This is a genomic window from Nioella sp. (assembly GCF_965215655.1).
Taxonomy (GTDB): Bacteria; Pseudomonadota; Alphaproteobacteria; order Rhodobacterales; family Rhodobacteraceae; genus Nioella.
Window position 1 is genome coordinate 450,062 of record NZ_OZ244111.1, and the last position, 18,211, is coordinate 468,272.

19 protein-coding genes are annotated in these 18,211 nt (G+C 63.6%); 10 read left to right on the plus strand and 9 right to left on the minus strand.

Annotated elements, in window-relative coordinates; genetic code table 11:
• Positions 1-103 precede the first annotated feature (103 nt).
• Entirely contained in the window at positions 104-793 is a 690-nt protein-coding gene (locus ACOOEX_RS02275) for a hypothetical protein (protein WP_420396941.1), read from the plus strand.
• A gap of 63 nt (positions 794-856) precedes the next feature.
• Here the strand turns inward: ACOOEX_RS02275 and typA are convergent, their stop codons facing one another.
• On the minus strand, positions 857-2,677 hold the full coding sequence (typA, locus tag ACOOEX_RS02280) for a translational GTPase TypA (protein ID WP_420396942.1): 1,821 nt from the start codon (positions 2,675-2,677) through the stop codon (positions 857-859).
• A 326-nt stretch (positions 2,678-3,003) separates the two neighbouring features.
• Positions 3,004-3,420, minus strand: coding sequence for an iron response transcriptional regulator IrrA (gene irrA / locus ACOOEX_RS02285; RefSeq protein WP_420396943.1), 417 nt, complete (start codon positions 3,418-3,420; stop codon positions 3,004-3,006).
• A 188-nt stretch (positions 3,421-3,608) separates the two neighbouring features.
• Here irrA and fabA point away from each other — a divergent pair, with 188 nt between their 5' ends.
• Both fabA and rpiB read left to right on the plus strand, forming a co-directional pair.
• Positions 3,609-4,118, plus strand: a complete 510-nt coding sequence (fabA, locus tag ACOOEX_RS02290; protein ID WP_420396944.1) for a bifunctional 3-hydroxydecanoyl-ACP dehydratase/trans-2-decenoyl-ACP isomerase — start codon at positions 3,609-3,611, stop codon at positions 4,116-4,118.
• Between the two features lie 43 nt (positions 4,119-4,161).
• The gene (rpiB, locus tag ACOOEX_RS02295; protein WP_420396945.1) at positions 4,162-4,608 is read left to right on the plus strand and encodes a ribose 5-phosphate isomerase B; all 447 of its coding nucleotides are present in this window, start codon (positions 4,162-4,164) and stop codon (positions 4,606-4,608) included.
• A gap of 64 nt (positions 4,609-4,672) precedes the next feature.
• On the opposite strand, the gene ACOOEX_RS02300 is transcribed toward rpiB, so the two are convergent.
• Positions 4,673-5,626 (minus strand): LysR family transcriptional regulator, encoded by a 954-nt coding sequence (locus tag ACOOEX_RS02300; RefSeq protein WP_420396946.1) that lies wholly within the window; start codon positions 5,624-5,626, stop codon positions 4,673-4,675.
• Positions 5,627-5,741: 115 nt separating this feature from the next.
• On the opposite strand from ACOOEX_RS02300, the gene ACOOEX_RS02305 reads away from it, so the two are divergent.
• Positions 5,742-6,095: a hypothetical protein gene (locus ACOOEX_RS02305; RefSeq protein ID WP_420396947.1), complete on the plus strand. Its 354-nt coding sequence runs from the start codon at positions 5,742-5,744 to the stop codon at positions 6,093-6,095.
• A gap of 439 nt (positions 6,096-6,534) precedes the next feature.
• On the opposite strand, the gene ACOOEX_RS02310 is transcribed toward ACOOEX_RS02305, so the two are convergent.
• Positions 6,535-8,217 (minus strand): winged helix-turn-helix domain-containing tetratricopeptide repeat protein, encoded by a 1,683-nt coding sequence (locus tag ACOOEX_RS02310; protein ID WP_420396948.1) that lies wholly within the window; start codon positions 8,215-8,217, stop codon positions 6,535-6,537.
• Between ACOOEX_RS02310 and ACOOEX_RS02315 the strand changes: the two genes are divergently transcribed.
• The 3 genes from ACOOEX_RS02315 to ACOOEX_RS02325 all read left to right on the plus strand — a co-directional run bounded on the left by ACOOEX_RS02315 (position 8,189) and on the right by ACOOEX_RS02325 (position 11,123).
• Positions 8,189-8,926, plus strand: a complete 738-nt coding sequence (locus ACOOEX_RS02315) for a hypothetical protein (protein WP_420396949.1) — start codon at positions 8,189-8,191, stop codon at positions 8,924-8,926. The genes ACOOEX_RS02310 and ACOOEX_RS02315 overlap by 29 nt on opposite strands.
• 172 nt (positions 8,927-9,098) lie before the next feature.
• The gene (gene fabB, locus ACOOEX_RS02320; protein WP_420396950.1) at positions 9,099-10,328 is read left to right on the plus strand and encodes a beta-ketoacyl-ACP synthase I; all 1,230 of its coding nucleotides are present in this window, start codon (positions 9,099-9,101) and stop codon (positions 10,326-10,328) included.
• A 6-nt stretch (positions 10,329-10,334) separates the two neighbouring features.
• The gene (locus ACOOEX_RS02325; RefSeq protein WP_420396951.1) at positions 10,335-11,123 is read left to right on the plus strand and encodes an enoyl-ACP reductase FabI; all 789 of its coding nucleotides are present in this window, start codon (positions 10,335-10,337) and stop codon (positions 11,121-11,123) included.
• A gap of 70 nt (positions 11,124-11,193) precedes the next feature.
• Here ACOOEX_RS02325 and ACOOEX_RS02330 read toward each other — a convergent pair whose 3' ends face one another.
• Both ACOOEX_RS02330 and ACOOEX_RS02335 read right to left on the minus strand, forming a co-directional pair.
• A complete protein-coding gene (locus ACOOEX_RS02330) occupies positions 11,194-11,622 on the minus strand; it encodes an FKBP-type peptidyl-prolyl cis-trans isomerase (RefSeq protein WP_420396952.1) in 429 nt (142 codons plus the stop codon).
• Between the two features lie 130 nt (positions 11,623-11,752).
• On the minus strand, positions 11,753-12,145 hold the full coding sequence (locus tag ACOOEX_RS02335) for a Rid family hydrolase (protein WP_420396953.1): 393 nt from the start codon (positions 12,143-12,145) through the stop codon (positions 11,753-11,755).
• 136 nt (positions 12,146-12,281) lie between these two features.
• Here ACOOEX_RS02335 and ACOOEX_RS02340 point away from each other — a divergent pair, with 136 nt between their 5' ends.
• From ACOOEX_RS02340 to ACOOEX_RS02350, 3 genes are read left to right on the plus strand one after another with little or no spacing between them, the layout of a single operon-like run.
• Positions 12,282-12,968 carry a haloacid dehalogenase type II gene (locus ACOOEX_RS02340; protein WP_420396954.1) on the plus strand — a complete coding sequence of 229 codons (687 nt, stop codon included), beginning with the start codon at positions 12,282-12,284 and terminating at the stop codon, positions 12,966-12,968.
• The gene (locus tag ACOOEX_RS02345) at positions 12,968-13,813 is read left to right on the plus strand and encodes an alpha/beta fold hydrolase (protein WP_420396955.1); all 846 of its coding nucleotides are present in this window, start codon (positions 12,968-12,970) and stop codon (positions 13,811-13,813) included. Before ACOOEX_RS02340 ends, ACOOEX_RS02345 begins: the two co-directional genes overlap by 1 nt.
• The gene (locus tag ACOOEX_RS02350; RefSeq protein ID WP_420396956.1) at positions 13,810-14,793 is read left to right on the plus strand and encodes a threonine ammonia-lyase; all 984 of its coding nucleotides are present in this window, start codon (positions 13,810-13,812) and stop codon (positions 14,791-14,793) included. Before ACOOEX_RS02345 ends, ACOOEX_RS02350 begins: the two co-directional genes overlap by 4 nt.
• Positions 14,794-14,795: 2 nt before the next feature.
• On the opposite strand, the gene ACOOEX_RS02355 is transcribed toward ACOOEX_RS02350, so the two are convergent.
• From ACOOEX_RS02355 to pcaD, 3 genes are read right to left on the minus strand one after another with little or no spacing between them, the layout of a single operon-like run.
• A complete protein-coding gene (locus ACOOEX_RS02355; RefSeq protein ID WP_420396957.1) occupies positions 14,796-16,007 on the minus strand; it encodes a TCR/Tet family MFS transporter in 1,212 nt (403 codons plus the stop codon).
• A complete protein-coding gene (locus ACOOEX_RS02360; RefSeq protein WP_420396958.1) occupies positions 16,000-17,328 on the minus strand; it encodes a lyase family protein in 1,329 nt (442 codons plus the stop codon). The genes ACOOEX_RS02355 and ACOOEX_RS02360 overlap by 8 nt, the downstream gene beginning before the upstream one ends.
• Positions 17,325-18,122 carry a 3-oxoadipate enol-lactonase gene (gene pcaD, locus ACOOEX_RS02365; protein WP_420396959.1) on the minus strand — a complete coding sequence of 266 codons (798 nt, stop codon included), beginning with the start codon at positions 18,120-18,122 and terminating at the stop codon, positions 17,325-17,327. The genes ACOOEX_RS02360 and pcaD overlap by 4 nt, the downstream gene beginning before the upstream one ends.
• Positions 18,123-18,211: the final 89 nt, after the last annotated feature.

Consider the following 18,211-nt stretch of genomic DNA (forward strand, 5'->3'; position numbering starts at 1 on the left):
CGACGCTGCCATCGCCCGTGCTCGTAATATGGGCTTGGAAATGACATGACTTCGCCCAACTCATGAAGAGATGTGAGCCGTGATATGACCAGGGAGCCTGACAATGAAAACGAATACAGCGAAAATGGTCGTAACCAGTTCTCTGATTGCCCTTAGTGTTGCCGTCGCCACGGTTGGCGTCACGTTTTCCACCGCAAGTGTCGCAGAGGCACAAGGCAACGGAAATGCTGGCGGGAATGGCAATGGCAATGGCGGTGGAAACGGGAATGGCAACGCCGGCGGGAATGGCAACACCGGCGGGAACGGAAATGCTGGCGGGAACGGTCATGGCATGGTTGCACGGGAACTGGGTGCACTGAATGCGGCCCATGCCAATGAACAGGCCTTCCTGAACGCGGCGGCCAACAGCCGTGTGGGAGAGCTGATCCCTTTACGTGAAGCCTATAGCGAGGCTCAGTCCGCCTATTCCGAATGGCAGGAAGCTTACGCAGACTATATTGCGGAGCGTGACGGCTGGACGGGTCGGACAACAGACGAAATCCAGGATGATATCGACAATCTGGATGTCAGCGCAGAAACCTATGACGAGGATCTTGAAACGCTGGAAGCAGAGTTTGAGGCCGCCGATGCGCATGAAACTCGTCTGGATGAGCTCGCCGGAATATCCAACAGCGCTGCCTCCGAGTACCAGGAAGCGGAGGAAGCCGCTGATGAGGAACTTCAGCTGATCGCTGCAGACCGGGATCTGTCCGATGCTGCGGTTGCCCATCTGCGCGAGCTGCTGACCCGCTGATCCACACATTGCTCCGAAACGAACAAGGGGCCTGCCAGGTATTGGCAGGCCCCTTGCTTGCATTCAGCCCGCCGCGCGGGATTGGCGCTTGCGCTCATGCGGGTCGAGGAAGCGCTTGCGCAGGCGGATTGCGTTCGGCGTGACCTCCACCAGTTCGTCATCGTCGATATAAGCGATGGCCTGTTCCAGCGTCATGGTGACCGGCGTGGTCAGGCGCACCGCCTCATCCGTGCCGGACGCGCGCACGTTGGTCAGTTTCTTACCCTTCAGCGGGTTCACTTCCAGATCGTTGTCACGGCTGTGCTCGCCGATGATCATGCCGGTATAGACCGGCTCCTGCGCGCCGATGAACATCTTGCCGCGATCTTCGAGGTTCCACAGCGCATAGGCCACGGACACCCCGTTCTCCATCGAGATCAGCACACCCTGACGCCGGCCCGGGATCGGCCCGCGATAGGGGGACCATTCGTGGAACACCCGGTTCAGAACGCCAGAGCCGCGCGTGTCGGTCAGGAATTCGCCGTGATAACCGATGAGCCCGCGGGAGGGCACATGGGCGATGATCCGGGTCTTGCCCGCGCCGCCGGGGCGCATCTCGACCAGATCGCCCTTGCGGGGGCCGGTCAGCTTTTCGATCACCGCGCCGGAATACTCGTCATCCACGTCGATGGTAACTTCCTCGATCGGCTCCAGCTTCTGATCGCCATCGTCGCGGAACAGCACCTGCGGGCGGGAGATCGACAGTTCGAACCCCTCGCGGCGCATGTTCTCGATCAGAACGCCCATCTGCAATTCGCCCCGGCCCGCGACCTCGAAGGCCTCGCCGCCCGGCGTGTCGGTGACCTTGATGGCGACGTTCGATTCCGCCTCTTTCATCAGGCGCTCGCGGATGACGCGGGACTGTACCTTCTTGCCGTCGCGGCCCGCCAGCGGGCTGTCATTGATGCCGAAGGTGACGGTGATGGTGGGAGGGTCAATCGGCTGCGCGGCCAGCGGCTCGTCCACGGCCAGCGCGCAGATGGTATCGGCCACGGTGGCCTTGGTCATGCCCGCGAGGGAGACGATATCGCCGGCCTGCGCCTCTTCGATATCCTGCTGCGCCAGACCCCGGAAGGCCTGGATGCGGGTGACGCGGAACTGTTCCACCTTCTCGCCCATGCGGCTGAGCGCCTGAACTGTGGCCCCCACCTTCAGCTTGCCCGATTCAACCCGGCCGGTCAGCAGGCGACCCACGAATGGATCGGAGCCGAGCGTGGTGGCCAGCATCCGGAAATCCTCGCCCTGATGGGCCAGTTGCTTCGGTTTGGGCACGTGGTTCACGATCAGGTTGAACAGCGCATGCAGATCCTTGCGCGGCCCGTCGAGATCGGCATCCGCCCAACCGGAGCGGCCCGAGGCATAGAGATGCGGGAAATCGAGCTGGTCTTCACTGGCATCCAGCGTCGCGAAGAGGTCAAAGCATTCATCAAGCGCCCGGTCAGGCTCCGCATCCGGCTTGTCGACCTTGTTCAGAACCACGATGGGGCGCAGGCCGAGCGCAAGCGCCTTGGAGGTCACGAACTTGGTCTGTGGCATTGGGCCTTCTGCGGCATCGACCAGCAGCACCACGCCATCGACCATCGACAGGATGCGCTCCACCTCGCCGCCGAAATCGGCGTGGCCGGGGGTGTCCACGATATTGATGCGGGTGCCCTTCCATTCCACCGATGTGGGCTTGGCGAAGATGGTGATCCCGCGTTCGCGTTCCAGATCATTGGAATCCATGGCCCGTTCGGCCACGGCCTGGTTGGCGCGGAAGGCGCCGGATTGCTTCAGAAGCTCGTCGACGAGGGTGGTTTTACCATGGTCGACATGCGCGATGATCGCGATATTGCGGAGGTCCATCCGAGTGGGCCTTTCAAGATAAGAGAGTTGCGAGGGGCGTTACAGCGCCACGACAGGAATGGCCAGAGTGAAATGACCGCAGGGTCAGATGCTTTTTCCGCCTCGAAACAGGCTGAGAAGGCATAAAAGTGAGAAACCGGCAGCCAGCACACCCCAAAAGGCCGACCCTAATGTGATCACTTCCTGGGTCAAAGGGTCATAGCAGCGCCCCTGTTCGTTGAAGCAGTCCCGGTGCTGCCAGTAACGCTCTACGAAGGCCCAGATAAAGAAAGCGGCAAGCAGGGCATAGACACCCGCACGCACCGGACGCCGAAGGCGCCAAGTCATCAGGTTTTACGCAGGCGCACGACCACGTCGAGTTTGGCAACCTCATAGCCTTCGGGCGGGGTCGGCAGCGCGGCAATCTTCAGCTCCGATTTCGCGGCATCGACCAACTGGCCGTCTTCCTCGAAATAGAAATGCGGATGGTCATCCATGCGGGTGTCAAAATAGCTGCGGGTGCCATCAACTGTGACTTCCTGCACCAGCCCCGCCTCGCAGAAGGCGCGCAGCGTGTTGTAGACCGTGGCCAAAGACACCTTGTCCCCCGCCGCGACACTGGCGGCATGCAGCCCTTCCGCCGTCACATGCCGATCCTGCCCGTCACCCACCAGAAGCGTTGCCAGCGAGAGGCGCTGGCGGGTGGGGCGGAGGTCTGCCTGGGCGAGCCATTTGGTGCTGCGTTCAAGAGCTTCTGGCGTCATCTGGGGTCTCATCTTGCGTGCTGACATGTAATATAGGCGCGCAGGGCACCGGTTTTCAAACGGATTCGGGTTGACGCACCGTCGCGGGGCCAACAGGTGTTACCTTGCGTCCCCACTTGTGCAGGTGCTAGGGGATGTCGAATTTGGCTGCACAGACGGCCGCAGACCACGGGAAGGGGCGAGGACACATGGCAGACTATCCCACGAGTTTCGATCGGGACGATCTTCTGAAATGCGCACGCGGAGAGCTGTTTGGCCCCGGCAATGCGCAGCTGCCCGAACCGCCCATGCTGATGATGGACCGGATCACCGACATCTCGGGCGATGGTGGCGCCCATGGCAAGGGGCACGTGGTGGCGGAGTTCGATATCAATCCCGACCTGTGGTTCTTCTCGTGCCATTTCCCCGGTAACCCGATCATGCCCGGCTGCCTGGGGCTGGATGGACTGTGGCAGCTCACCGGCTTCAACCTCGGCTGGCGCGGCTGGCAGGGGCGGGGCTACGCGCTTGGCGTGGGTGAGGTGAAACTGACCGGCATGGTCCGCCCTGACCGCAAGATGCTGACCTACAAGGTGGATTTCACCAAGGCGCTGCAAACCCGCCGCCTGACCATGGGCGTCGCCGACGGCATCGTCGAGGCGGATGGCGAAGTGATTTATCAGGTCAAGGACATGAAGGTGGCGCTCAGCGAAAGCTGATCCTGCACAGCACCTTTCCGCTTCCAAAGATAACGGCAGGCCCATGACTGACAATAAGCGGGTCGTTCTTTCCAGCGATCATGCGGCCATCGCGCTGCGTCAGGCCGTGGCCGATCACATCGCCGCCGCCGGGTGGGACGTGGTCGATATCGGCCCCACCACGCCCGAAAGCACACACTACCCCCTTCATGGCAAGGCGGCGGCAGACCGCGTGGCGTTGGGCGATTGCGCGCTTGGCATCATCCTGTGCGGCACAGGTCAGGGCATCATGATGGCCGCCAACAAGGTGCCCGGCATCCGCTGTGGCGTGTGTTCGGACACGTTCTCCGCCGCCATGATCCGCCAGCACAACGACGCCAACATGCTGTCCATCGGCGCGCGTGTCGTGGGCGAAGGGCTGGCCCTGGCAATCGTCGATGCCTTCCTGAACGCCGAATTCGAGGGTGGCCGCCATGCCGCCCGTGTGGACATGATCGAGCCAAAGGGCTGATTCTCGGGAAACACTTGATCTGCACAATCTAACGGGTCGCTTCTTGGCCCGAGCCTGCAACAGGTCAGCTTTGAATCGGGGCACCATCCGGGTGGAAAAGATGCATCCGGCTTGCTTGCCTGTCGATCTCTTCTTCACCACGGCGCATCGCGTTCAGGATCCAGCGATATTCTTCGGTGGACTCCAGCCCCTTCCGACACACCAGCCAAAAGCGAGAGAATGGGGCTATGGCCATGTCAAAGGGCGCGACCAACGATCCTTTCGCCAATTGTTCGGACGACAGGAATGAGCCTGCAATCGCCACATGCCCGGTTGCGATTGCGGTATCGACCGCACTTGCCGTGTCTGCGCAGCTGACGGCGAAGTCGCGCGGAGGTTCCAACCCGTTGATCCGGAACCAGGGCGCCCAGGTGGTGTCCTCCATGCCGGTGTCGAGCGCAAATTCGACCCCGATCAAACCCTGTTTGGACAGGTCCGCGGGCTTGTGGACGAACCGGGCCACATCCGGGCGCATGAGGGGTGTGAACCACGTTCGAAGCAGCGGTTCCCAATGCAGATCCCCCTCGGGTTCCAGAGCCCACCTGATAGCTAGATCAACCTCACCGCTAGCGACGTCGCGCTTCTGTTTGCTCAGATCCCAGGAAATTCGCAGATTGGGCAAGGGGTTTTCTGCCTTCGACAGGGCTGGCATGACCCAACTGTGAACGGCCTTCGCAGGGCCGCTGATCTTGAGCGTCTTAACCGGCATTGGTTCATGCGCAGCGTCCCAGGCTGTTTGGATCGTCTCGAAAACCGACCCGAGATTGGCCAGCAACTGGCGCCCCCTTTCGGTCAGCTCAACCGCCCGGTGCTTGCGCATGAACAGGGTTACGCCAAGCTCTGCCTCCAGCTGCTTGATCTGAAATCCGACAGCTGCAGGTGTCACGAACAGCTCGTCCGCGGCCTTGGCGAAGCTCAGGTTCCGTGCGGCCGCTTCGAACGTTCTCAGAGAAGTCAGCGAGGGAAGGCGTTTCGACATTTGGCACAAGAATATCTTGCCCAAGCGGAAAATCAATCTCGTTTGTCACAAAGCCCCGCGCCCGGCACGTTGTCCATACCAGCTTCGGCACCCATCAAACAACAAGGAGACAACCATGACCCGCACGATTTTCACTACCGCCGCTCTCGTTTTGGCCACAGTAATCCCGGCGCAGGCGGAACAATTCGCCGTTCGGATCGACGCCGCATATCAGGGCGCCAATGATCGCCTGATGGAAGCTATGCAGATCACCGAGATTGACAGTTTCTCCCAAGGCGATGCGCACTATGTCGTGCTCGACGCGCCCGATGAAGCCTATGTTGAGGCTTTCTTCTTCGCCATCGGGCGCGATGCGATCGAACTCAATACGCTCGACGCAGATTGGCGCGCACCCGGCATGGATGGACTGTCAGTGGCACAAAGGCTCGACTTTCTGCGGGCCATTCACTGTGAATTCTGCACCAGCTGATTGCCACGGCCACCCCCGCTTCAAGGCTAGGATGGTTTGGCCAGCTTGACGCTTACCTCTTCCGGCTGATCTGCCATCCGACACCCCGCAGGGAACCCGCATCAGGGTCCATGCGGGGTGCTTTTGCGCATGCATCGCCCGCGCTACGGCCAATGCGCCGGAAAGTCCTGCCATGTCCGGTTGGCGCTATCCTGGTTCTCTGTCTCTTGCACCCCGCCCCGGCAATGCTCTTGAAAGACGAAAGCAAAGCGAGGGGGACCACTTGCACCGGGCAGTTGTCACGGGCCTAGCGATCGTCTCGTCGGTCGAAAACAATGCAGAAGAGCTAACGGCCAGCCGGAAAGCGGATCGGTCGGGCGTCAAGAGCTGACACCCGTTACAACACCCGATGATGGGCTGCGGTCGTCGCGGCTTTGTCTCGCGTGACGCACGAGTCCAGTCATTCAGGGGGAACTCCCACGGCCTCCATGGCTGCGAGCCAGCGGTCGAGTGCGCCCGGGGCCGTCCACATCCCGGTGTGGTCCGCCCGTATCCCGGCAAGTGTGCAGGTCGGGTTCTGAGCGAGATATGCGCCGATCGCATCTGCCGCCTTTTGCTTGTTCCCCAGGCAGTGATGGATGGCCGCGAGATCCTTGTAGGCAGCCACCGGCATTGACGGGCACCCGAGGAATTCCTCCAGCGCGGTCTGGCACTCTCCCGCCTGCCAAAGCGCCCAGACCTTCGTCCAAACGACACTGAACCCATAGAGCGGATCGATCCGTTCCGCCTGAGCGATCACGTCGAGCGCCTCGTCCGTCTCTCCCATAAACACCAACGCATCGGCCAGACCGACGAGGATCAGCGATGAGGACGGGTTCAACTCTGCCCCTCTGCGAAATGCGCCAATGGCCGCGGGTACGTCTCGGTTGAACAGCATCACGCGCCCGAGTGCGAGGTAAGCCATGAAATTGTTCGGGTCCAGTTCCACAGCTTTGCGCGCCAGCCCCTGCATGCGCGTGCGTGTCGCGTCCTGATTGCCCTCGATCCAGCCATGTCGCAGCCCATTTCGCAAGGCAAGGGCCTGGCCCAGATACCCCCAGGCGGAGTCCGGATAGTCGCGGATTGCCGCTTCCTGCTCTTGAAGATTGATCAGCAGGTTCTCTCGGCTGAAATTGCGCATGATCCGACTTTGCGCGGCGTTCGTGATCATAAGCGCATTCACATCCCCCGCCGACATCTTGGCCTCAGCCGTATCAACAACGCTGAAGCCAATGGCATTCGCGATCCTGGCGCTGATCCGGCTGTTGGTTTCCAGAAGGTCCGCAAGGGGCACATCCATCTCCTCGGCCCAGATATGCGCCTCGGTCTCACCGTCGATCAGCTGCACCGTGATGCGCAGCCGTTCACCGTCATATTGCTGGCTCCCCTCGACAACAAAATCGGCCCCAAGTCTGGACGCGATCTCTGCAATACCAAGGTCTATCTCGCGGAACTGAGCGGCCGACTTGCGAGAGATCACCGTCATTTGCGGATTGCGCGCGAGCGCGGTGATGATGTTCTCACTGACCGCGTCGCTCAGAAAGCCCTTGTGCGGGGCGGCACTCAGATCATCGAAGGGCAGGACCGCGATCACAGGCGGTTCGGCGGTCGACCGGCGGCGAAGCGCGTCTTGCCGGGTGGGGACCAGTCGATATCCCTCGCGCGGCACGGTTTCGACGATGGTTTTCTTGGCGTCGCCAATCACGCGGCGTATCTCGGCGATGCATTGTGCCACGCTGTCGGGCGAAACGGCCCTGCCCGACCAGATGCGTTCGATCAATACGTCTCGCGTGACCGTGCGCCCTGGTGTCTCAGCGAGAAACGATAGGACTTCACGCGATTGGTGGCGCAGGTCGAGCTCGGTCCCGTCATCGTCAAAAACGCGGCCCGAGGCGCAGTCAAGGGTCACCCTTCCAAGGCGTATTTCAAAAGAATTCAACCTATTTCGTTTGGCGAAACGCATCCCCAGGCTCTCTACTCCGACCAGTGCCTCAGGCCGCTGCACCTTCTCTCCCACCAGCGGCCCTTTGGCAAAATGCAGGGGCGTCATCCGCTCCCAGGATGGAGGATACGTTATGAAATGCGCAACGAGAATAGCGGGCATTTGGTCGACCGGACCGGCATCTGTGGTCGCGTCGCGGCACAGCCTTGCGGTTGTTGCACTCCTGCTCCTCGCCGCCCCGGCGGTTTCGCAGGAATTCGACCTGATCACACCACGTGAAGATGCGCCCGTTCGCAATGCAGACGGAAGCGAGACTTTCCGGCTTCTTCCCGGCGAGTGCAGCGACTTTGAATATTTCTCGGACGAGCTGCAAATCATGACCTCCGATTGCGGGCGGCAAAGAAACCGGATCGAGTACTACGAAACATCGACCTCAAGCGCCGGAGACCGCCGTTTATACGAGTGGGACATCTTCATTCCGGAGGATTTCAGCTACTCTGCCACCAATGCGCGACTGACGGTCGGCCAGCTCGAAACCGGCACCGACATGCTGTACGGGTTCGAGCTGAACAACGATGGCTACACGTTCCGGGCACAGACCTGCATCCCTGCCGAAGAATTTGGGGAATGGCACAGCATTTCGGTGCGTATCCAGTATGACTCAACGCCCCGTCAGTCCCTTCGGGATCAAACGCCCGGTGTGCTTGTGGTCGAATGCGATGGCGAGGTGATCGTCGATGGAAGCGGCCGCCCCAACCTAGCCGAAGGCAGTGAGATTCAGTTCAGGTATGGTCTCTTTGGCGGTATGAATATCGCGGACACGGACAACGTTTCAGTCTCGTTCCGCAATGTCCGGATCACTGCGTGGTAGGCGCCGACCCCACGCCGAACCAACTTGTTCCTGCTCTGGCCGACCACCCCGATAAGCTTCGCATCTTGTCCTTCGGATCCCCTGGTCGAACCCATTGCAGGAACAGACACGCCACCTTGCACCTTCCCCCGGCAATGCCCTACTAAGACAAGAGCAAAGCAAGGGAGGCCACATGCGCCGAGTAGTTGTCACGGGCCTTGGGATCGTCTCGTCGATCGGGAACACTGCCGAAGAGGTCACCGCCAGCCTGAAAGCGGGCCGGTCGGGCATTGAAGCCAGCCCCGAGATGGTCGAACACGGGTTCCGCAGCCAGATCGCGGGGACGCTCAAGATCGACCCGAAAGAGCATGTGGACAAGCGCGCCCTGCGCTTCATGGGGCCGGGCGCGGCCTATGCCCATATCGCAATGAGCCAGGCGATTGCCGATGCCGGCTTGTCCGACGAGCATGTCAGCAACGTGCGCACCGGTCTGGTGGCGGGATCGGGCGGGCCGTCGACCTCTGCCATGCTTACCGCGCATCAGACGGTGCTGTCCTCTGGCGCGACCAAGCGGATCGGGCCTTTCGCGGTGCCCAAATGCATGTCGTCCACGATCTCGGCCAACCTTGCCACGGCCTTCAAGATCAAGGGCATCAACTATTCCATCACTTCGGCCTGTTCGACGTCTCTGCATTGCATCGGCAACGCGGCGGAACAGATCATGATGGGCAAGCAGGACGTGATGTTCGCCGGCGGCGGCGAGGAACTGGACTGGACGCTGTCCTGCCTCTTCGACGCCATGGGCGCGATGTCCTCGAAATACAACGATACCCCCACCAAGGCCTCTCGCGCTTTCGACGAAGGCCGCGACGGCTTCGTCATTTCCGGCGGTGGCGGCATCGTGGTGCTGGAGGATCTCGATCACGCGCTCGCACGCGGCGCCACGATTTACGCAGAGGTCACCGGTTTCGCCGCCACATCCGACGGGCACGACATGGTGGCGCCGTCCGGCGAGGGCGGCGAACGGGCCATGCGGCTGGCGTTGCAGACGCTGCCGGAAGGCCGCAAGGTCAGCTATATCAACGCCCATGGCACCTCCACCCCCGTGGGCGATGTTGGCGAAGTCGCCGCCGTGCGCCGCGTCTTCGGCGAAGGCAACGTGCCGCCGATCAGTTCCACCAAGTCGATGACCGGCCACGCGCAGGGCGCGGCGGGCGCGTTGGAGGCGATTTTCTGCCTGTTGATGCTGAAGGGCGACTTCATCACGCCCTCGATCAATGTCGAAACGCTGGCCGAAGGGATCAACCCCGGCGAGGTCGCAACCGAATACGAAGAGAACGCAGGGCTAGACACGGTGATGACCAACAGTTTCGGCTTCGGGGGCACCAACGGCTCCATGCTGCTTTCCAGATATAACGGATAATTCCAGATGGCTGATTTGATGAAGGGCAAACGCGGGCTGATCATGGGGGTCGCCAATGATCGCTCGATCGCATGGGGCATCGCAAAGGCCATGCGGGCCGAGGGCGCAGAGCTGGCGTTTTCCTACCAGGGCGATGCGTTCGGCAAGCGGGTGAAGCCGCTGGCGGATCAGTTGGGCGTCGATCTGCTGGTCGATGTGGACGTGACCGACGATGCCTCGCTTGATGCCTGTTTCGGGCAGATCGGCGAGAAATGGGGCAAGCTGGATTTCGTGGTCCACGCGATTGCGTTTTCCGACAAGAACGAACTTGGCGGGCGCTTCATCAACACCACGCGGGACAATTTCCGCAACTCGCTGACGATCTCATGCTATTCGCTGATCGACGTGGCCCGCCGGGCGGAACCGCTGATGACCGATGGCGGCACGATCCTGACCCTGACCTATATGGGGTCGAACCGGGTGACGCCCTTCTACAACGTCATGGGTGTGGCCAAGGCGGCGCTGGAAAGCTCTGTCCGGTATCTGGCCAACGACATGGGGCCGAACAGGATCCGCGTGAACGCGATCAGCCCCGGTCCGATGAAGACGCTGGCGGGCGCGGCAATTTCGGGCGCGCGCAAGACCTTCAACACCGCCCGCGACAACGCTCCGCTGCGCGACAACGCCACGCTTGAGTCGATCGGTGGAACCGCCGTTTATCTGGCGTCCGACTACGGCGCCTGCACGACGGGCGAAATCATCACCGTCGATGGCGGCTATCACGTGCTGGGAATGATGCAGCCGGAAAACCTCTGAGAGGTTTCAGGCCTGCGCCCCGCCGGATCGGCGGGGCAGGGGTGGCACCCGTCGGGTGCCGCCATGCGTTTCAGTCCACAGACACGACCTCAACCGCGAAGGTCAGGTCCTGACCAGCCAGCGGGTGATTGGCATCCAGCGTGACATGCGTTTCGCTGACCTCGGCCACCACGACCGGAATCGCCTGCCCGTTCGGGGCCTGCATCTGCAACTGGGTGCCGGGTTCGGTCGGGATGTTGTCGGGGATCTGCTCGCGCGGAATCTGCTGCATCGCGTTCGGATCGCGGTCGCCATAGGCCTGGTCGGCGGGCACGGTCACCGTCTTCGCATCACCCGTTCTCAGGCCCTCAAACGCGGCTTCCAGACCGGGGATGATCTGGCCTTCCCCCATCGTGAAGCTCAGCGGTTCGCGACCTTCCGAGCTATCGAAGACGCTGCCGTCGTTCAGCGTACCGGTGTAATGGAACGCAACTTTGCTGCCTGAAGTGGCCTCTGTCATGAAGTCATCCTGTGTGTGGGGGGTGGGTTTTCGCGGGGTGGGCGCCGATCCCGGCCCATCCTTCCGCAGATGTGGCCACAAGGCTATCAGGCCATGCCCTGATGTAAACCGCGAAATCCGGTTGGCCGGTTCAGCCGTCTGCAACCACGGCATCAACCTCGATCTCGACCAGCCATTCCGGGTTCACGAAGCGGCTTACGGCCATGATCGTGTCAACGGGCATCGCCTCGCGGCAATAGGCCTTCCGCACCTCGATAACCTCTCTCCAAAGGTCGATATCGGTCAGGATGATCCGTGTCCGAACCACGTCGTGCCAGCCGGACCCGGCCCGCTCCAGCGCGTCTGTCGCAATCTCGAAACAGCGTTCAGCCTGCACGGTGACATCCCCGACGCCAACGGTCTTTCCATCCGGCCCGACCGGGGCCGTTCCGCCGATGCTGATATAGGGGCCGACGCGGACAGCGCGGGAAAAGCCCACGATCTCCTCCATCGGGTTCCCATTCGATACGCGCTGTCGCTTCATGGGTCGTCTCCGTCTTCGTCCTGTGCCGGTCACGGTCAGCCTAACACAGAATTCAGAAGGCGCGGCGCTTTCGGTCTCCTGCCCCTTTCCTCCTACGGAGGGACGTGCAACTCTGCCGCTCAAAAGGGGACAGGCCATGACCATCACCACCTGCGTGTTCGACGCTTACGGGACGCTCTTCGATGTGAACGCCGCCGCCCGCGCGGTCGCTGCCGAACCGGGGCAGGAGGCATTCGCCACCGTCTGGCAGGAAGTCTCGACCCATTGGCGCGCCAAGCAGCTGCAATATACCTGGATCCGGGCCCTGACCGGCCAGCACACCGATTTCTGGCAGGTCACCCAGGACGGGCTGGATTGGGCGCTGGAGCGGACAGGGCAGGGCGACCCCGATCTGCGCGAAAAGCTGCTTGGACTCTATTTCAACCTTGCCGCCTTCCCCGAGGTGCCTGCGATGCTGGCGGCGCTGAAGGCTGCGGGCATGAATACCGCGATCCTGTCCAACGGCTCGCCCCCGATGCTGAAAGGTGCCGTGGACAGCGCCGGGGTGGGCGACCTGCTGGATGATGTTCTGAGCGTCGAAACGGTTGGCATCTTCAAGCCCGATGCCAGCGTTTACAAGCTGGTGACCGACCGCTTCGGCTGTGACAAGGACGAGGTGCTGTTTGTCTCCTCCAACGGGTGGGACGCGGCCTCGGCCCGCGCCTTCGGCTTCCGGGTGCTGTGGGTCAACCGCGCCGGAGAGCCGCTGGACCGGCTGCCCGACGCGCCCGACCGGATCGCATCGGACCTGACAACCGTTCCCCAAATCGCTGAGGCCCTGTGATGGATCATTTCACCGCCGCCGACGGGCTAAAGCTCGCCTATGACGACAGGGGCGCGGGGCCCGCGCTGCTCTGCCTGCCGGGCCTCACGCGCAACATGGATGACTTTGAGCCGGTGGTGGACCATTTCGCGCATCGCGCGCGCGTGATCCGCATGGATTTCCGGGGGCGCGGCGCGTCGGGCTATGATCCCGACTACAGCCATTACAGCGTGCTGCAAGAAAGCCAGGACGTGATCGGACTTCTGGACCATCTGGGGCTGGACAAGGCCGCCATCCTCGGCACCTCGCGCGGCGGGCTGGTGGCGATGACGCTGGCCGCGACAGCCAAGGACCGGCTGGCGGGCGTCTGTTTCAACGATATCGGCCCGGTGATCGAACCCGCCGGTCTGACCTACATCATGGGCTATCTGGGCCTGCCGCCCGTGGACCCCGATTTTGACACCGCCCTGCGGGAGGTCCCCAAACGCATGGGCGCGCGCTTCCCCAATGTGCCGGTTGAGACCTGGGCCAATTACATCCGCCGTGTCTGGCATGTTGCAGAGGATGGCAGCCTCTCGCTGCGCTACGACCCGAAACTGCGCGACGCCACGCTTGACCAGATGAAGGCGGCAGAGGGCCAGCCCACCCCCGATCTCTGGCCGCTTCTGGCGGCGCTGGAGGGGCTGCCGCTGGCGCTGATCCGGGGGGCGAATTCCGACCTGCTGTCCCCCGATACGGCGGCGAAAATGCGCGACATGCACCCCGACATGATCTTTGCGGACGTGGCCGACCGGGGCCATGTGCCCTTCCTCGATGAGCCCGAGAGCCTTTCCGTCATCTCCCAATTCCTGGACCGCCTGACATGACCGACATCACGATGATCGAGGCCGCCGCCGCCCGCCTGAAGGGCTATGCAAGGCGCACCCCGCTTCTGTCCTCGCCCTTCCTCGACGAGATCGCGGGCCGCCGCGTGCTGGTCAAGCCCGAGGCCCTGCAACATACCGGCAGTTTCAAGTTCCGCGGCGGCTGGTCGGCTGTCTCGGCGCTGCCCCCCGAGACCCGCAAGCGCGGCGTCATCGCCTTTTCCTCCGGCAACCACGCGCAGGGGGTGGCCTATGCCGCCAAGCTCCATGGGGTGCCCGCCGTCATCATCATGCCCGCCGACGCGCCGCGCCTGAAGATCGACAACACCCGCACGCTCGGGGCCGAGGTCATTACCTATGACCGCGCGTCGGAGGACCGGGACGCCCTTGGCGACAGGTTGGCACAGGAACGCGGGCTGACGCTGATCAAACCCTTCGACAATCCTTACGTGATTGCAGGGCAGGGCACTGCCGGGCTGGAGATCGCCGAACAGGCCGCCGAAGAAGGCGTGTCCAAGGCCGATGTGCTGGTCTGCTGCGGCGGTGGCGGGCTGACCTCGGGCATCGCCCTGGCACTGGAGGCCAAAGCCCCCGGCCTGCGCGCCCGCCCGGTGGAGCCGGAAGCCTTCGACGATGTCACCCGCTCGCTCGCCTCCGGCCAGATCGAACGCAACGCCCGCACCTCCGGTTCGCTCTGCGATGCGATCATCACGCCGAGTCCGGGCGAACTGACCTTCCCGATCATGCACCGCCTTTGTGGTCCCGGCGTGGTCATCCCCGAACGCGACTGTCTGCGCGCCATGGCGCTGGCCTTCTCGCGGCTGAAACTGGTGCTGGAACCCGGCGGCGCGATCGCCCTGGCGGCGGCGCTCTTTCACCCCGAAACGGTGGCGGGCGACGCGGTGATTGCCGTCGCCTCGGGTGGCAACGTGGATGCAGACCTGTTCGCTAAAGTGCTGGAGGAGTTCGGGGAGGGGGGATAGCCTCAGACCTCCTCCTCCGACCGCAATCCAACCCGGAACAGCCCCAGGGCCACCACCATCAGGATCAGCGCCAGCACGAAGGGCGCGCCGGGGAAATGCACCGCCGCGCCCTCTCGGGTGAACCAGAAGAACACCTGCGTCATCGCCAGTGGCGCCACCACGATCGACAGCGCGTTGACCGAGGCCATGACCCCCTGCAACTCGCCCTGCTGGTCGTCGCTCGCGCGGCGGCTCATGTATCCCGCGATGGCCGGGGTCGCGATGGATCCCAGGGCCGCGAATGGGATCAGCACCCAGACCATCCAGCCCGTGCCCACCACCGAGAAGGCACCCAGCATCACCACCTCAAGGACCAGCGCCCAGAGGATCACCCGCACCTCGCCAAGCCGCGCCATCGCGGGCCGCACCAACCCCGCCTGCACCGCCACCATGCACACCCCATAGGCGGTCAGCGACAGCCCCACCACCGTGGTGCTCCAGCCAAAGGCGGCTTGCGTGAAATAGGCCCAGATCGCCGGATAGACATAGCCCGAGACCGTGTAGAAGAAGAGCATCAGCAGCATCCAGCCAAGCCCCGGCAACTGCCCGATTTGCATCAGCCCGCCAAGCGGATTGGCCCGCGCCCATTGAAACGCCCGCCGCTTCCAGCGCGGCAGGGATTCCGGCAGCACTACCAGCCCAAGCGCGAAGTTCGCCGCCGCCAGCCCCGCCGCCACCCAGAAGGGCGCGCGAGTATCCAGCCCGGCCAGCAGCCCGCCCAACATCGGCCCCAGCACAAAGCCCACCCCGAACGCGGCAGACAGCAGGCCGAACCGCGCCGACCTCTCGTCGGGTTTGGTGATGTCGGCCATATAGGCATTCGCGGTGGCATGGGTGGCCGAGGTAATGCCGCCCAACACGCGCCCCACCAGCAGCCAGCCGATGGTGCCCGCCAGCGCCATGATCACGTAATCCAGCGCCAGCGCCCCCATCGAGATCAGCAGCACCGGCCGACGCCCGAACCGGTCTGACAGGCTGCCAAGGATTGGCGAAAACACGAACTGCATGACCGCAAAGACTGCCGCCAGGATCCCGCCCCAGACCGCCGCGTCGGACAGGTCCACGCCCTGCACTTCCCGGATCAGGTCCGGCATCACCGGCATGATCAATCCGATCCCCATGGCATCGAGCACTACGGTGATCAGGATGAAGTAGAGTGGCAGCCGGTCAGGCATCCGCCACCGCTTTGGCAAACGCCCGCGCTTCCGCCGGGGCCTCGCCCATGGACCGAACCGGGTCGGTGACCGCTGCCAATTCCGCATCCGGATGCGCAGCCTCCAACAGGGCCAGCAGCGGTGTGCCCGTCGCAAGGGCTTCCTTGCAGGCGGATTTCACGACGGCCTGCGCCTCCGGTCGTGGCATGTGTGCGGCCAGCGCGAAGGACAGCGCCTCCGCATGGATCAGGCCAAGCGGATCGTTCAGCCGCGCCGCCATGACCTCCGCCTGCGGCTCCAGCGTTTCAGCCAGATCGGCGGCAATGGACAGTCCCTTGGCCACGCCCATGACCATTGCAGGCAGGCTCAGCCATTCGGTGAACCACGCCGCCCCGTCCCGTTGCTGCCGGTGCAGCGCCGCGCCCTGCATCGCCCCGTTCAGCGCCTGCACATGCCGCGCCAGCGCGATCAGCACCGAGGCCCCCACCGGGTTCTGTTTCTGCGGCATAGTGGAGCTTTCGCCCGCCCCCGCAAACCGGATCTCGCTCACATCGCTTTGGGCCATGGCCATCAGGTCTTCGCCCATCTTGCCGAGGCTGCCCGCCACCAGCGCCAGCCAGCCCGCCAGGTCCGCCACATGGTCACGCGTCGCGTGAACCGACCGCCCCGGATCGGCCAGTTTCAGCGCCTCTGCCAGGGCCGCGCGCGTGTCCGCCGCCCGTGGACCAAGCGCCGCGCCAGTTCCCGCGGCCCCCGACAACGTCACCACCAGCAGCCGGGGCCGCAGCGCCGCCAGCCGGTCCTTGTGTGCCAGCCATGGCCAGCCCCAGCTTGCCGCCACCGCGCCGAAGCTCGTCGGGTTTGCCGTCTGTCCATAGGTGCGCGCGACCATGGGCGTGGCGGCATGATCTGCGGCCAGTCGCGCCAGCGCCTGCGCCACCCGGTCGCCCCGCGCCTCGATCAGCGCCAGCGCCTGCCGCAACCGCAGCGCCAGCCCCGTGTCGATGATATCCTGCGATGTCGCCCCCCAATGGGCATATTGCGCATGCTCCGGCGCCTCCATCTCCTTGCGGAACGCCGCGACCAAAGCGGGCACGCAGACACCGTTCTGCCCGGTGGCCACGGCCAGCCCCGCCGGGTCGATCTGCACCTCCAGCGAGGAGCGGTGGATGAACGCGGCGCTGTCAGCCGGAATGACGCCAAGCCCACCCTGCACCTTGGCCAGCATCCCCTCCACCACAAGCATGGCCCGGATCTCTGCCGTGTCGGTGAACAGCGTCGCAACCTCCCGGTCGGTGAACAGATCACGGTAAAGCGCGCTGTCAAAGGGGCTGATGCTCATGCCGTCTCTCCATGTCCGATGGCGGTTAGGAACCCTGACAGCTTTTCGGCGAAAAGCGGGGCGGAGTCCACGCAAGGCAGGTGTCCCGCCCCGCGCAGCAGTTCAAAGCGCGATCCGGGGATCAGGTCGGCCAGGTCTCGGACCAGATCCGGCGGGGTGGCCCGGTCCTCTGTCCCGGCGATCACCAGCGCAGGCAGGCGTAGCCCGCTTGTGGGGGTGATGAAGTCTGTCCCCGCAATCGCCGCGCAGACCCCGGCATATCCTTCGGGGGCCTGCCGCGCGACCATGGCGCGGACCCCGGCATCGCCGCTCTCAGCGCGAAAGCGCCGCGAAAACCACCGCGCCATCAGGTCGTCGGACACCGCTGTCATGCCGCCCTCCCGCACCGCCTCGATACGGGCCTGCCAGCCCGCCTTGGTGCCGATCTTGGGCGCGGTCCCCGACAGCACCAGCGCCCGCACCTGGTCCATCCGCTTCACCGCCAGCCCCTGCGCGATCAGCCCGCCAACCGAAAGCCCGACAAAGACGGCGTCGCGCACCGCCAACGCGTCCAGCAGCGCCTCCGCATCGCGCACCAGCGATCCCATGGAATAGGGCCCGGCGGGCACATTGCTGCCCCCATGCCCACGCAGATCATAGCGGATCAGCCGATAGTGATCGGGCATCAGGGCGCAAAGCTCATCCCAGATCGACAGATCGGTCCCGAGCGCACCTGCGAAGACCACCGGTGCCCCGTTCGGATCTCCCCCCTCAACCACGTTCAGTGTCACATGCCCGATATCGACCCGCGCCATCCTGCAATCTCCTTGTCGACATCCTTCTCCGTCACCGCCCCGTAAACTGCAACCCGCCCTTTCATCTTGGCCACAATACCTCCGCCGGA

Excerpts from the sequence above, each read along its gene's own strand:
- fabB (WP_420396950.1), top strand. The coding sequence starts at position 9,099 with ATGCGCCGAGTAGTTGTCACGGGCCTTGGGATCGTCTCGTCGATCGGG.
- ACOOEX_RS02315 (WP_420396949.1), top strand. The coding sequence starts at position 8,189 with ATGAAATGCGCAACGAGAATAGCGGGCATTTGGTCGACCGGACCGGCA.
- fabA (WP_420396944.1), top strand. The coding sequence starts at position 3,609 with ATGGCAGACTATCCCACGAGTTTCGATCGGGACGATCTTCTGAAATGC.
- ACOOEX_RS02355 (WP_420396957.1), bottom strand. The coding sequence starts at position 16,007 with ATGCCTGACCGGCTGCCACTCTACTTCATCCTGATCACCGTAGTGCTC.
- irrA (WP_420396943.1), bottom strand. The coding sequence starts at position 3,420 with ATGACGCCAGAAGCTCTTGAACGCAGCACCAAATGGCTCGCCCAGGCA.
- ACOOEX_RS02300 (WP_420396946.1), bottom strand. The coding sequence starts at position 5,626 with ATGTCGAAACGCCTTCCCTCGCTGACTTCTCTGAGAACGTTCGAAGCG.
- ACOOEX_RS02345 (WP_420396955.1), top strand. The coding sequence starts at position 12,968 with ATGGATCATTTCACCGCCGCCGACGGGCTAAAGCTCGCCTATGACGAC.
- pcaD (WP_420396959.1), bottom strand. The coding sequence starts at position 18,122 with ATGGCGCGGGTCGATATCGGGCATGTGACACTGAACGTGGTTGAGGGG.
- ACOOEX_RS02340 (WP_420396954.1), top strand. The coding sequence starts at position 12,282 with ATGACCATCACCACCTGCGTGTTCGACGCTTACGGGACGCTCTTCGAT.
- ACOOEX_RS02310 (WP_420396948.1), bottom strand. The coding sequence starts at position 8,217 with ATGCCCGCTATTCTCGTTGCGCATTTCATAACGTATCCTCCATCCTGG.
- ACOOEX_RS02335 (WP_420396953.1), bottom strand. The coding sequence starts at position 12,145 with ATGAAGCGACAGCGCGTATCGAATGGGAACCCGATGGAGGAGATCGTG.
- ACOOEX_RS02330 (WP_420396952.1), bottom strand. The coding sequence starts at position 11,622 with ATGACAGAGGCCACTTCAGGCAGCAAAGTTGCGTTCCATTACACCGGT.
- ACOOEX_RS02275 (WP_420396941.1), top strand. The coding sequence starts at position 104 with ATGAAAACGAATACAGCGAAAATGGTCGTAACCAGTTCTCTGATTGCC.
- ACOOEX_RS02325 (WP_420396951.1), top strand. The coding sequence starts at position 10,335 with ATGGCTGATTTGATGAAGGGCAAACGCGGGCTGATCATGGGGGTCGCC.
- typA (WP_420396942.1), bottom strand. The coding sequence starts at position 2,677 with ATGGACCTCCGCAATATCGCGATCATCGCGCATGTCGACCATGGTAAA.
- ACOOEX_RS02360 (WP_420396958.1), bottom strand. The coding sequence starts at position 17,328 with ATGAGCATCAGCCCCTTTGACAGCGCGCTTTACCGTGATCTGTTCACC.
- ACOOEX_RS02350 (WP_420396956.1), top strand. The coding sequence starts at position 13,810 with ATGACCGACATCACGATGATCGAGGCCGCCGCCGCCCGCCTGAAGGGC.
- rpiB (WP_420396945.1), top strand. The coding sequence starts at position 4,162 with ATGACTGACAATAAGCGGGTCGTTCTTTCCAGCGATCATGCGGCCATC.
- ACOOEX_RS02305 (WP_420396947.1), top strand. The coding sequence starts at position 5,742 with ATGACCCGCACGATTTTCACTACCGCCGCTCTCGTTTTGGCCACAGTA.